Annotated in this window: 12 protein-coding genes; 8 read left to right on the top strand and 4 right to left on the bottom strand. The window is 57.5% G+C overall.

From position 1 onward, the window contains the following. Positions 1-65: 65 nt before the first annotated feature. From pabC to G5380_RS02750, 7 genes are all read left to right on the top strand, one after another. A complete protein-coding gene (gene pabC / locus G5380_RS02780) occupies positions 66-872 on the top strand; it encodes an aminodeoxychorismate lyase (RefSeq protein WP_421209033.1) in 807 nt (268 codons plus the stop codon). Beyond that, the gene (gene mltG, locus G5380_RS02775) at positions 862-1,863 is read left to right on the top strand and encodes an endolytic transglycosylase MltG (RefSeq protein ID WP_279487180.1); all 1,002 of its coding nucleotides are present in this window, start codon (positions 862-864) and stop codon (positions 1,861-1,863) included. Before pabC ends, mltG begins: the two co-directional genes overlap by 11 nt. Next, positions 1,863-2,504: a dTMP kinase gene (gene tmk, locus G5380_RS02770; RefSeq protein ID WP_219594256.1), complete on the top strand. Its 642-nt coding sequence runs from the start codon at positions 1,863-1,865 to the stop codon at positions 2,502-2,504. Before mltG ends, tmk begins: the two co-directional genes overlap by 1 nt. Continuing rightward, positions 2,489-3,436, top strand: a complete 948-nt coding sequence (holB, locus tag G5380_RS02765) for a DNA polymerase III subunit delta' (RefSeq protein WP_421209034.1) — start codon at positions 2,489-2,491, stop codon at positions 3,434-3,436. The genes tmk and holB overlap by 16 nt, the downstream gene beginning before the upstream one ends. 25 nt (positions 3,437-3,461) lie before the next feature. After that, positions 3,462-4,241: a TatD family hydrolase gene (locus G5380_RS02760; RefSeq protein ID WP_421352332.1), complete on the top strand. Its 780-nt coding sequence runs from the start codon at positions 3,462-3,464 to the stop codon at positions 4,239-4,241. 286 nt (positions 4,242-4,527) lie between these two features. Beyond that, complete coding sequence (locus G5380_RS02755) at positions 4,528-5,556, top strand: tyrosine-type recombinase/integrase (RefSeq protein ID WP_421352331.1); 1,029 nt, start codon at positions 4,528-4,530, stop codon at positions 5,554-5,556. A 172-nt stretch (positions 5,557-5,728) separates the two neighbouring features. After that, positions 5,729-6,001, top strand: coding sequence for a RepB family protein (locus G5380_RS02750; RefSeq protein ID WP_421209065.1), 273 nt, complete (start codon positions 5,729-5,731; stop codon positions 5,999-6,001). 226 nt (positions 6,002-6,227) lie between these two features. Here the strand turns inward: G5380_RS02750 and rsmF are convergent, their stop codons facing one another. The 4 genes from rsmF to G5380_RS02730 all read right to left on the bottom strand — a co-directional run bounded on the left by rsmF (position 6,228) and on the right by G5380_RS02730 (position 11,623). Next, complete coding sequence (gene rsmF / locus G5380_RS02745; protein WP_421352330.1) at positions 6,228-7,658, bottom strand: 16S rRNA (cytosine(1407)-C(5))-methyltransferase RsmF; 1,431 nt, start codon at positions 7,656-7,658, stop codon at positions 6,228-6,230. A gap of 144 nt (positions 7,659-7,802) precedes the next feature. Then, positions 7,803-10,355 carry an MlaD family protein gene (locus G5380_RS02740; protein ID WP_421352329.1) on the bottom strand — a complete coding sequence of 851 codons (2,553 nt, stop codon included), beginning with the start codon at positions 10,353-10,355 and terminating at the stop codon, positions 7,803-7,805. Positions 10,356-10,410: 55 nt separating this feature from the next. Next, positions 10,411-11,013: a paraquat-inducible protein A gene (locus G5380_RS02735; RefSeq protein ID WP_005333132.1), complete on the bottom strand. Its 603-nt coding sequence runs from the start codon at positions 11,011-11,013 to the stop codon at positions 10,411-10,413. Beyond that, entirely contained in the window at positions 10,997-11,623 is a 627-nt protein-coding gene (locus tag G5380_RS02730; RefSeq protein ID WP_005345516.1) for a paraquat-inducible protein A, read from the bottom strand. The genes G5380_RS02735 and G5380_RS02730 overlap by 17 nt, the downstream gene beginning before the upstream one ends. Positions 11,624-11,770: 147 nt before the next feature. On the opposite strand from G5380_RS02730, the gene prpB reads away from it, so the two are divergent. Further along, positions 11,771-12,658: a methylisocitrate lyase gene (gene prpB / locus G5380_RS02725; protein WP_337072239.1), complete on the top strand. Its 888-nt coding sequence runs from the start codon at positions 11,771-11,773 to the stop codon at positions 12,656-12,658. The last annotated feature ends 6 nt before the right edge of the window (positions 12,659-12,664 follow it).

Raw genomic sequence — 12,664 nt, 5'->3', positions numbered from 1 at the left:
GCCGCAGGGCAAAGACACAGGCCCGATACTGCCGGTATCGGGCCTTTTTTATCGGAGGGATCCCTTTGCTTATCAATGGCATGAAGCTTGATACCATCTCGGCCTATGATCGGGGGCTGGCTTATGGTGACGGTCATTTCACCACCATGGCGGTCAGGGAGGGTCGCGTGTTGCAGTGGCCTGCCCATCTGGCACGGTTGCAGCAGGCGAACAACCGGTTGGGATTGGTTGAACCGGACTGGGGTCTCTTGACCCGGGAGGTTGAAGAGATGGTGGCCGAGCAGCCACAATGCGTGGCCAAGGTGATCCTGACCCGCGGCGAAGGGGGGCGGGGCTATGATGGCAGCGGATGTCAGCACACAACCCGGATTGTCACTCTGGCGCCATTTCCCACTCACTATGGCCAGTGGCAACAGGAGGGGATCGAGATAGTGGTGTGCCGCCAGCGGATCGGTGATGCGCCTATGCTGGCCGGGCTTAAAACCTTGAATCGTCTGGAGCAGGTATTGCTGAAAAGCGAACTTGTCAGCCGAAATGCAGTCGAAGGGATAGTGCTTAACAGTCGTGGTTTTCTCATTGAAGGGGTCAGTGCCAATCTGTTTTGGCGTCGGGGCAAGACGGTGTTTACGCCCGATCTCGCCCGCGGTGGTGTCGATGGCATCATGCGTCGCCAGGTGATGGCGATGTTGAAACAGATGAGTATTGAGTTGCGTGTGGTAGAGGCTCCGCTGGAGTCACTATGGCAGGCGGAAGAGGTGTGGCTCACCAATACCCTTATGGGGGTCGTGCCGGTCAATGGCATCGAGGATATTCACTATCCCCCAGCGGTATTGAGTCGCCGTTTACAGGAGCGTTTGGTCATTGAAGTTTAATCGGCTTTACACCCTGCTCGCGGGGGCGGCACTGACGGTAGCCGCTGCCGGGGGCTATGTACATTACAAATGGCAACAGGTAGAGACGCTCACCAACAAGGGGCCGACCCGGCTCTTTACGGTGGAGAAGGGCGCCCATGCGGCGCGCCTCATTGCCGAACTGGGTGAGGGGGAAACCAGCCCCTGGGCGGTGCGGCTCTGGCTGCGCAGCCATCCCGAACTGGTGGCCATCAAATCGGGCACCTATGAAATCAAGGAAGGGGCCCCTCTCAAGGAGACCCTTTCTCTGTTCGCATCGGGTAAGGAGTTTCACTTCAGCCTCACCTTCGTCGAAGGTTCCCGTTTCGAGGATTGGCAGAAGCAGCTCTACAGTGCCCCATACCTTGAGCGATTGACCGTCGAGCAATCCGAAGCCGACCTGGCGCAGGAGCTCGGCATCGAGAATGGCAAGCTGGAGGGGTGGTTCCTGCCGGAAACCTACGCCTATACCACCCATGCCAGCGATCTCTCGATCCTGCGTCGTGCCCATCAGGATATGGAGACTTTCCTGCAGCAGAGTTGGGAGAAACGTCAGGCCAACCTGCCTTACAAGACCCCCTACGAGGCGTTGATCATGGCCTCAATTATTGAAAAAGAGACCGGCCAGCCGGATGAGCGGGCGCAGATCGCCTCGGTGTTTGTCAATCGTCTGCGTCTGGGCATGAAGTTGCAAACCGATCCCACCGTCATTTACGGGGTGAAAGATCGCTACGATGGCAACATTCGCCGCAGCGATCTGACCGACAAGAATCCCTACAACACCTATGTGATCGATGGTCTGCCGCCCACGCCTATTGCCATGCCGGGCAAGGCCTCCATCGAAGCTGCGCTTAACCCCAAGTCGACCGACTATCTCTACTTTGTCGCCAAGGGGGGCGGTGCCCACTATTTCTCCAAGACCCTCGATGAACATAATCGGGCGGTTCGCGAATACATATTGAAGAAACCCTAATGTCTAAATTTATTGTGATCGAAGGATTGGAAGGGGCAGGGAAGAGCTCGGCTGTGCGTTATGTGACCGACTATCTGCAGCGTCACGGCATCGACCGGATCGAGTGCACCCGCGAGCCGGGTGGTACGCCACTGGCCGAGCGGATGCGGGCCATCGTCAAAGAGGTGCACGACGAGCGCCTCACCATCGAGGCGGAATTGCTGCTGATGTATGCCTCCCGGGTACAACTGGTGGAGACCCGGATCAAACCCGCGCTGGCCGATGGTGTCTGGGTGGTGGGAGATCGCCACGATCTCTCCTCCCAGGCCTATCAGGGTGGCGGCCGTGGTATCGATGCACAGCTTATCGGCGCCATCAAGCAGGCAGTGCTCGGCAACTTCAAGCCGGATCTCACTCTCTATCTCGATATCGATCCCGCCCTTGGCTTGCAGCGCGCGCGCCATCGCGGCGAGCTGGATCGCATCGAACTGGAGCAACTGAGCTTCTTCGAGCGTACCCGAACTCGTTATCTCGAACTGGCCGCCAAGGATGATTCCATTGTGGTGATCGATGCGTCGCAAACGCCGGATCAGGTCAAAATGGCCATCGAGTGTGCATTGGATCACTATCTGTCGAACGAGCCGCTATGTATCCCTGGCTGATCCCCGACTGGCATGCCCTGAGCCAGACAGCCCAGTCCGGTCGTCTCGGTCACGCCTGGTTGTTGCTCGGCGATCCCGGTCTTGGCAAGGAGCAACTGGCCGAGCGGTTGGCGCGTTTGCACCTTTGCCAGCACCCCGATCGCGGAGAACCCTGCGGTCATTGCCACTCCTGCCAGCTGTTTGACAAGGGTAACCACCCGGATCTCGGCACCATCGCTCGCGACAGCAAGACCATTGGGGTGGAAGCTATTCGCGAGATCTGCACCCGGCTACAGGGCTCTGCCCAGCTCGGCCGCGGCAAGGTGGTGATCATTCCTGATGCGGAGCGGATGACCGAATCGGCGGCCAACGCCCTGCTGAAAACCCTGGAAGAGCCGGCCGGCGACAGCTTGTTGTTGTTGATCGCCTCCCAGGTTTCGCGGTTGCTTCCCACCATTCTCAGTCGCTGTCACAAACATGTTTGTCAGTTGCCTGCGGAAGGGGAGACGGTACGCTGGTTGGCCGAGCAGGGTCATCAGGCCACGTTGGCTCAGGTGCGGATCTGTCAGGGGGCCCCGCTGCGGGTACTCGACTATATCGAGCAGCAACAGGACGGCACTCGCCGCGAATTGCTGGAACAGTTTGTCGCTCTGAATCAAAGCCCGATCAAGGCGACGGCACTGTGCAGCCAGCTGGGTCAGGAGACGCAGGTCAGGTTGCACTGGTTGCAGCTCTTCTTGTGCGATGCCCTGAAAACCCAGGCCGGATGTGGTCACCATCAACTGGCAATGCCGGATCTGGCAATTTTGAGCCAACGGCTGGCGGAGCAGCACTCCAGCGAAAAACTGCTGGAGGCAGAACAAGATCTGGTTGCCCTGAAAGCGGCATGCCAGCCGGGTCAGCTCTCCAATCCCACCATCCATCTGATGAACTGGCTCAGTCGCTGGTTATAAGTACCGACAAGCAGAAAGGTTTTATATGTTACTCGTTGATTCCCACTGTCATCTCGATCGCCTCAGCTATGGCAGCAAGCAGACCAGCATGGCTGATGTACTGGCCAAGGCCGCGAAACTGGACGTGGGATATTTTCTCTGTGTCAGTGTGACTCAGGTACAGTTCCCGACCATGCTCGAGGCGATCGCGCCCTATCCCCAGGTGTTTGCCTCTTGCGGGGTACACCCGCTCAATCAGGAACGCGGTGTCGATGCCGAGTTGCTGCTCAAGCAAGCTGCCGATCCACGTGTGGTGGCCATCGGTGAGACCGGTCTCGATTACTTTTACTCGCCCGAGAACAAGGAAGTTCAGCAAGCCTCTTTCCGCGAACATATCCGGGTTGCTCGCGCGCTGAACAAGCCGCTGATCATCCACACTCGTGATGCCCAGCAAGATACCTTGCAGATCATGCGTGAAGAGGGCGCGGATCAGGTCGGCGGTGTGCTGCACTGCTTCACCGAATCCCTCGAGATGGCGCAAGCGGCGATGGCGATGGGGTTCTATATCTCAATCTCCGGGATCGCCACCTTCAAAAATGCGTCCGCCCTGCAAGAGGTGGTCAAGGCTCTGCCCCTCGACAGATTGCTGGTCGAGACCGACTCGCCCTATCTTGCCCCCGTACCGCATCGGGGGAGGGAGAACGAACCCGCCTTTGTGCGAGACGTTGCGCAGTTTATTGCTGACCTGCGTCATATTCCGCTCAATGAATTGGCAGAAGCCACCAGCCGGAATTTCTTTGAACTGTTCAAGCTGGCGAAAAAATAATCCCCAAGCCCCGTTATTCGGGGCTTTTTAATTTTCAAATACCAAGCTGATTACCCACCTGAATATCAACACCGAGCTGCGTTATCTCTCACTTCTTCCTTCAAATGTTACTTTTTCGTTTTTGCTAAACCGGGTCGAATGATATTCCTATGTTTCCTTTATTCAGCGTGGTCAATGGGTATTAAAATAGGATGCTCTAAGTATCGATAATATTCATTATCGATACTTGATGTGTGTGGAGGATCCTGTAAGATCCTCTCAAACTTCATATGAATCATAGAGTTCCGTGGCATATCCAACCTTGTCCAATCCAGCTCATCAGTCACTGCAGACTGTTTTCGATGCACAGCTAAATAGTCGGGCACGCCGCTTTTTGCGCAGTGCAAAAGCGGATTCCACCCTCAATGCCTATCAGGCGGATACCCGTATTTTTGTCTTCTGGTGCCAGTTACACGGGCTGGATCCGCTGCAAACGACCCATCACGACATCATGAATTTTCTCGCTGATCAGGCCGACGGCGTATTGGCAGACTGGGTATGGCTGGATAAAGAAGAGGGGAAAGGGGAGTTGCGTAATGGCGAGCCCCGAAAACCGGCAACCCTGGTGAGACGGCTTGCCGGGATCCGTTATGCCTTCAAGCAGAAAGGCATTCACCCGATGCCGACCGAACATCCCGAAATAAAGGAGATGATGCGCGGTATTGTCAGGTTGGGGGATAACCGCAAGCACAAAACCGGTGCCCTGACGCTGCAGCCTTTGACCCAGGTGCTGGATGGCATCGACACCAGGGAGCTCGCGGGTTTGCGTGATCACACCCTGCTGCTCCTGATGTTCAGTGGTGCTTTGCGCCGCTCGGAAGCAGCCCGGATTGAGGTGAGCGATCTCGATTTTGTGGGGCAGGGGATCCGCCTTCGCCTCAAACCGAGCAAACATCAACTGCATGAAACCGAGATAGCCCTGATCCCGGGCAAGCACTATTGCCCCGTATCGGCACTGCAAAACTGGCTACACAAAAGTCGGATCAGCGAGGGGCCGCTGTTTCGGCGCATGAACCGCTGGGGTCAACTGATGGCCGAGCCACTCGGCCCCCAGGGCATCAATTTGATGATCAAACGCCGAACCGGCCAAACCATCGACGATCTTTACGTCAGTGGCCATAGCCTGCGGCGCGGATTTATCACCTCGGCGGTGACTGCCGGCAAGCCAATGAACAAGATCATCGAGGTAACGCGCCACAAGGATATGCGAACCCTGCAGGAGTACTTCGATGACGCCCATAAATTCTCCGATCATGCCCTTGATGGCTTGCTTTGACACAACTGCGTCACTTAGTTTTTTATGTTAAATGATATCTTGTTGATCTGATGATATATTTGTCGCGCAGCCAACAGCCCAAAGGGGAAGGGCATCTTCCAATGGATAATGGCATGTGATGAGAGATAACAAACTCAGAAATGTAATATCGCAAGGACATATGAGCCAAGAAATGACAGTGCGTGAAGTGCAAGAGGCGGGGCCCCAAAACAATGCCGAGCGGCAGCGCCAACATGTAAAACGCAAGCAGGAGACCCATACCCGGCTGCAATGCTGGATCAGCAATCGCCACGCCGAGCGATTAGCCGCTCTGGGTCTTCATCTCGAAGACAGTCAGGCGTCACTTATCGAGCAGGCGATCGACCTGCTCTACCAACATGAGCTGGGTCGAGAACCTCTTTTTGAAAACAGAGTCGCCACACCGGTCGAAGAGACCGTCGAATAGACACAAGAGTGAAGTAACAGCGATACGTGAAGAGATAAAAAAAGCCAGGTACGAATTCCTTGTACCTGGCATAGGGGAATTGGCTCCTTGCAGAGCCGTGCGCTAACTGGTGTTCGGATTGCCTTAAGCTTAGACAAGGCTCAAGGCTTTTCAAGATCCGAAGAAAAGTTCAACCAGAGTGTGGGTATTTCAGACTCGTTCAAGTGCTGATGCACCGAACAACCCACTACGCATTGAACAGATTGTTGTCACGCACCAGCTCGCGGGGGAGGGCATTCTTGACCCGACTCCCCACCCATTTCCCCATGCCCAGGGTATGCCCCTGATAGCGGACGATCACCTCGCCAGTGCCCGCATCCTGTTCTGGCCAGACGTCCCGCCCCATCATGAATTCCCGCGCATTGGCGCTATCAAGCTCAACCACGCCCTTGCTCGCTTTATCGCCATAGGCCAATGCCCACTCATGAGTGAGGCGATAACCTTTCTTGAAGGTTTCGGCCAACTTGATGCCGATGCGATCGAAACGCAACTTGCCCTGCACCTGATCAAACCGCTGGGGGAAGAGCCAGATCTCGTCATTGCGGCCAAACAGCAGACCCTGTGGTGCCACCCCGAAGTTGGCTTCAATCTCGCGCAACATTGGTTCCGCCTCTTTGGCAGGAAGCGGCGCAAAGGGGAATTTACCCAGCTTGCCCGGCTTGAACATGGTGTTGGGCACCGAGTGATGCTTGCGTAATCTGGCGACGAAAAAGCCCTCACTGTCGAAGATCTGGGGCCAAACGTGCAGGTATCCTTCGGATGTACAGGCCTGCTCTGCATGGGGGAACAGGTCTGCCAACGAGTCAAAACTCAAGGCATCGCCAAACTTGTCCAGCAGGGATTGGCAGACCGCTTGGTTCTCCTGCTCACTCAAGGTACAGGTGGAGTAGACCAGTACGCCACCCGGTTTCAAGGCATGGAAGGCACTCTCCAGCAGCCCCTGCTGCACCGCCGCGATCTCGTCGATGCTCTCGATACTCCAGTTGCGCAGTGCATCTTCATCCTTGCGCACCGTACCTTCACCGGAGCAGGGGGCGTCGAGCAGGATGGCGTCGAAGGTCTCCGGCAACCACTGGCCAAATACCTTGGCATCAAAATGGGTCATCCCCACATTGGTCACGCCGCAGCGCTGGATATTGGCGCTAAGCACTTTCAACCGGCTGCTGGAAAACTCGTTGGCAACCAGCATTCCCTGATTGTTCATCAGAGCCGCGATCTGGGTGGTCTTGGAGCCGGGGGCCGCCGCCGCATCCAGCAACATGCCATCCGCTTTGATCTTGTCGCTGGCAAAGAGTGCCGTCACCGGCAGCATGGAGCTCGCTTCCTGAATGTAGAAGAGCCCGCTCAAGTGCTCGGCGGTGTTGCCAAGTGGGACAGTTTCATCGCTGCGGGTCAGCCAGAAGCCGGTATCACACCAGGGGACAGGGTCGAGCTGCCAACCCAGTGGCTCCATCAGGGCGACGAAATCCGAGACGGCGATCTTCAAGGTATTGACCCGAATGCTGCGGCGCAGCGGACGTCGACAACTGGCCACAAAGTCATCCATCGAGAGATGGGCCGGCATGATGGCCGCAATGTGGCGTAAAAAGTAATCGGGAAGGAAGGTGTTGTCGTGCACTGTGCCGTCTCGTTGACCGAAAAAGAGGGGCGATATCCTACCACAAGGCTAAGAATATTCTGAATCTGAACCCTATCAACAGACACCGGAATATAAAAAAGCCCGGCACTGTGCCGGGCTTGGATGAGATACAAAGGGAAGAGATCAGGGCTGGATACACGGACTCCACTCCAGCCACTCTTTCTCGGCCTTGCCGTAGAGCGGATAGCTGTGTCCCGCCTTGACGGTTGGACCCATCTCTCTCTCCGGCGTATTGAAAGCAATGCCGCCAGCCAGCAGGCTCTGCACCGTCTCGACCTCGATAGTGCCACCGGTCAGGCCAATGTCCGCCTTGACCCCGGAGACATTCCAGAAGCGGGAGTTGGCACGCACCAGATGGGCATACTCCTGATCCACGTTAACGTCGATCACCACCTCGCTACCATCCCGAGCCAGCGCCACCTTGGTGACACTGCCCACCACCATCTTGCGAAACAGCAGCGGACTGCCGACGCTCAGGCCATTGACGGAGGGGCTCTTGAGGGTCAGGGCCAGACCCACCGGGCCGACCTGACTCAAGGGGAAGCGATCTTTGCCAGCGCCTTTACCGGGTTGTGCTTCTACAAACGCCCCCTTGATCAGGGTATCGAGGTGAGCGACACCGCCCAGCCCCAGCTTGGCCTGCACCAGAGTAAAGCGGGCGCCGGACTGCAGGAAACGCTCGGCATAGTGGCCATCGAGTTCAGCCTTGAAGATCACCTGACCCAGTGACGGCTCCAGCTCGATCTCTTCAATTTTGCCGATATCGACACCGCGATAGCGGATCGGGCTGCCAATCCCGAGCCCCGGATTGCTCTCTGCCACCAGTGACAGCTGGCGCATCTTGGCCTTGGCTTGCTCCCTGGAATCGAACAGTTGATGACTGCTGCGGCCATTGGCCAACCGATCGAACTCGATGGCACCGCGCAGCAGGGTACCGAGGTTGCCCACCTTGACCTGCACCCCATCGACCCGCACCTTGGTGTCGATAGCCGGTTTTTTCCAGAACTGGGGTTGCTGGGCGAGGAGGGGAGCATAGACTCCATCAATCTCGAGTTCGATCTCGACCCCCTCTTTGGCGGCGCGCAGCTGTTTGACCTTGCCCGCTTCCAGCCCCAGATAAAGCACTGGCGAGCCAATGCCAATGCCATCGGCCTGATCTGCCTTGAGCAACCAGCGCCGGGGCTTGGCATCACGGGTGCCGAGCAGTGCCAGCTCCTGACTCGGGTAGAGACGGTTAATCCGCTCGCCACTGCTGGCTTGTACCAGCTTGATCCCGCCCCCCAACCAGGCACTGGCCGGACTGGTTTCTACTTTGATGCCGCTCAGATCGGCATCGATCTGCAACGGGGCGGCGCGATAGAAGCGGGCACGGTTGAGCAGATGGCCATAGTTCGGCGCCATCACCAGCTCAATGCTGGCATTGCCGTGCGCATCCAGGGTGAGCTGGCTGATACGGCCCACCTGCAATCCCTTGTACCAGACAGGTGCATCCTGATTGAGCCCCGCCAGATCGTCAGCCTGCAGCGTCACCTTGGTGCCGCTCTGGGGGGCGCGATCGGTCAGGGTCATCTTCTGTACCGGTTTGCCCGCCACATAGTCGAGGCGAATGGCCGGGCCGGAGAGCAGGCGATCTGCATGCTGCACACCGGTCGCGGAGAGGGAGACACTCTCCCACACCAGTTGGCTCTTGTCGGTAATGCGATAAGCCTGCTCCGGATTGATCAGTGCCGTTACCACCCGCCCCTTGTCAGTAAGGTGGATGGGATCGACGCGACCAATTTCGATTCCTTCGAAGAGAATGGGCATTCCCTCCTTGATGGGCAGATCGCCCGCCATGATATCGATGCGCTCGCCGCGCGCCGCTTCCGCCAGCCCTTTATAGAGGACGAAAGTCTGTCCCTTCTCTGGCTCCGGTGAATCTTTGGGCGAGTCAAAGGCAATGCCGCCGCTCAGGATGGAGGTGAGGCTGCCTGCCTCCACGTTGACGCCAGCCAGACTGAAGGAGCCCTTGATACCGCTGATGTTCCAGAAGCGGGTATCAGCTTTGACCAAATGTTCGAAACGCGGTTCGATCACCAGATCCAGAATGACGTTCTGGTTGTCCTGACCCAGGCGGGTATTGATGACGCTGCCCACCTCGATGCCGCGAAAATAGAGCTTGGCGCCAATCCCTACCGAACCCAGCGAATCGGCGGTCAGGTGCAGCATGCGCCCCTGAGCCTGATAGCCGGGAGGAGGGCCTTCCAAGGCATCGAAGGTCTCCTCCAGCGGATTGCTTTCACGCCCCGGTTGCAGGTTGATGTAGTTGCCTGAGACCAGGGTATCGAGACCGGAGATCTCGGTGAGCGACGCCTTGGGGCTCACCAGCCAGAAGTCGGATCCCTTGCGGATCAGCGGTCTGGCACGGCTGTCAATCTTGGCCATCACCGCAATCTTGCGGCCATCTTCAGCCAGCTCCAGCTCTTGCACCACGCCGATGGCCACCCCCTGATAACGAATCTGGGTTTTGCCCGGCAAGATGCCGTTGCCTTGCGCGAAGTTGATCTGGATAAGCTGGCCACGGCTCAATACCTGCTGATAGAGAAAGCCACCTGCTAGCAGCAGGGCTATCAGGGGTAACAGCCAGACCGGCGATAACCAGCGACGCTTTTCAATGACGGGTTCAGCCCCGATCATACCGACTCCTTATTGGCTGGATTAAACAGCACATCAGACAAAAACAGAGAAATCATTAACGGGCCGCCTTGTCCCACAGTAAACGGGTATCGAGCATGCGGGCCGACATCATGGTCAGCACCACCACACCGGCAAAGGCGGTAGCCCCCGGGCCAGCGCGGACACTCAGCAGTACACCCCGATCGACCAGTGCCACCATCAGCGAAATCACGAACAGGTCCAGCATTGACCAGCGACCGATAAAATCGATCACCCGATACATCACCAGCTGGCGCTTGCGCCGCACCGGCTTGGCCCGCTGCAACTGCCAGCAGATCCAGCCCAACCCCAATATCTTGCCCACGGGTACCAGTATGCTGGCGGTGAGGACTATGGTGGCAATCCCGCTCATTTTGCTGCGATAGAGCATCATGATACCGCTGAAGATGGTATCCGACTGCAATAGCCCCTTGTTGTAGAAATGGGTGATGGGCAGCAGGTTGGCGGGGAGCAGCATAAAGGTGGCCAGCGCCAGCAAGCCCCACGACCAGGCGAGGGAACGGGGAATGCGCACCTGTAATTTGCTGCTGCAACGGGGGCAGACTGCCCCGGCTTGATAACGCACCAGCAGACCGCAGGTATGGCAGCGGCAGAGCCCCATCTCACGGGCGCTGGTCATGTTCCGGCTCCTTTAACGGGATCCGCGCCCAGTAGGGGGCGGGGTCAAACAGGATCAGCAGGGTCATGTTGAGCAGCATCAGAATACCGAGGCTGAGCAACCCGCCACCGAGGCGCACATCGGCGATGTCGATCAGTTTGAACAGGGCAACCAGCAGGCTGACGATATAGACCTCCAGCATGGCCCAGTGGCGAAACACCTCGACCAGCTTCAAGGTGACGGGAAGAATGTGCCAACGTTTGGCCAGACCCGAAGCCAGCACAAAGATCCCCGCCAATAATCCCACCGGCGCCAACACGGCGCACCAGAGCACCAGGCTGGCCACCCACCATTCGCCCTCGCCAAACAGCACCAGAATACCGCGCAGCAGGTCGGCGTCGGTGTTGACCCCAGCCAGCCGCAGATAGATCAACGGCTCAAAAAATGCGGAGGGCAGCAGCAGAAATCCGGTGATGGTCAGGGCCATCAACTGGGAGGGACGAAAGGCATAACGGCCATAGAGATGTTGATGACATCGCGGGCAGTGGGCATGGCGACGCAGCGGCAGTGCTTTGCGCTGGATCAGCAAGTCGCACGCCGGACAGACAATCACGGAACCGGGCTCCATCATACAATTCAACCTGTTGAAGGAATTGGTGAAATTTACCCTAAAACCGGTTTCCTGTCTTGCCTGCGGCCGGAATGTTACGAAAGTATAATTGACGTTAACGTAAACGTGATATTAGATAGCCAGACTAGACAGGTGAAAGGAGTCATGATGTCCAGTTTGCCCCCCTCGGCAGGCCTGCGCTTTCGCACCGCCCTTGCCAATGAACATCCCCTGCAGATCGTCGGCACCATCAATGCCTATATGGCGCTGATGGCCGAACGCAGCGGTTTTCAAGCTCTTTATCTCTCCGGCGCCGGAGTGGCCAATGCCTCCTATGGCTTGCCGGATCTCGGCATGACCTCACTCAACGACGTGCTGATCGATGCCGAGCGGATCACCGCCGCAACCCGTGTGCCGCTGCTGGTCGATATAGACACCGGCTGGGGCGGGGCATTCAATATCGCCCGCACCATTCGCGCGTTCGAACGAGCCGGGGTTGCCGCCGTCCATATGGAAGATCAGGTGGCCCAAAAGCGCTGCGGCCACCGTCCCAACAAGGCGGTTGTCACGCTTGAGGAGATGTGCGATCGCATCAAGGCGGCAGTGGATGCCCGCGAGAATAGCGAGTTCGTCATCATGGCGCGCACCGATGCGCTGGCGGTAGAGGGGATGGAATCTGCTCTTGAGCGCACCGCTGCCTATGTTGCCGCCGGGGCCGACATGATCTTCGCCGAGGCGGTGACCGAACTGGCCCAGTACGACCAGTTCAAGCAGGCGGCCCAAGTGCCGATCCTTGCCAACATGACCGAGTTCGGCAAAACCGAGTTGTTTGACAAGGAGCTGCTCGCCGCCCACGGCGTCGACATGGTGCTCTATCCATTGAGTGCCAACCGCGCTGCCAATCAGGCCGCCCTCAACGTCTATCACCATATTCGCCAGGATGGCCATCAACGGGCCGTCGTGGAGACCATGCAAACCCGGGAGTCGCTCTACGACTTTCTCGGATATCACCACTACGAGCAGACACTGGATCGTCTGTTTTCAGCCAAGGAATAGGAGGCA

The sequence above is a fragment of the Aeromonas sp. 604443 genome, assembly GCF_049170315.1.
In the GTDB taxonomy this organism is placed as follows: Bacteria; Pseudomonadota; Gammaproteobacteria; order Enterobacterales; family Aeromonadaceae; genus Aeromonas; species Aeromonas veronii_A.
This window is presented reverse-complemented; position numbering and strand designations above follow the sequence as displayed.

Excerpts from the sequence above, each read along its gene's own strand:
- tmk (WP_219594256.1), top strand. The coding sequence starts at position 1,863 with ATGTCTAAATTTATTGTGATCGAAGGATTGGAAGGGGCAGGGAAGAGC.
- holB (WP_421209034.1), top strand. The coding sequence starts at position 2,489 with ATGTATCCCTGGCTGATCCCCGACTGGCATGCCCTGAGCCAGACAGCC.
- G5380_RS02760 (WP_421352332.1), top strand. The coding sequence starts at position 3,462 with ATGTTACTCGTTGATTCCCACTGTCATCTCGATCGCCTCAGCTATGGC.
- G5380_RS02750 (WP_421209065.1), top strand. The coding sequence starts at position 5,729 with ATGACAGTGCGTGAAGTGCAAGAGGCGGGGCCCCAAAACAATGCCGAG.
- G5380_RS02740 (WP_421352329.1), bottom strand. The coding sequence starts at position 10,355 with ATGATCGGGGCTGAACCCGTCATTGAAAAGCGTCGCTGGTTATCGCCG.
- G5380_RS02735 (WP_005333132.1), bottom strand. The coding sequence starts at position 11,013 with ATGACCAGCGCCCGTGAGATGGGGCTCTGCCGCTGCCATACCTGCGGT.
- G5380_RS02730 (WP_005345516.1), bottom strand. The coding sequence starts at position 11,623 with ATGATGGAGCCCGGTTCCGTGATTGTCTGTCCGGCGTGCGACTTGCTG.
- prpB (WP_337072239.1), top strand. The coding sequence starts at position 11,771 with ATGTCCAGTTTGCCCCCCTCGGCAGGCCTGCGCTTTCGCACCGCCCTT.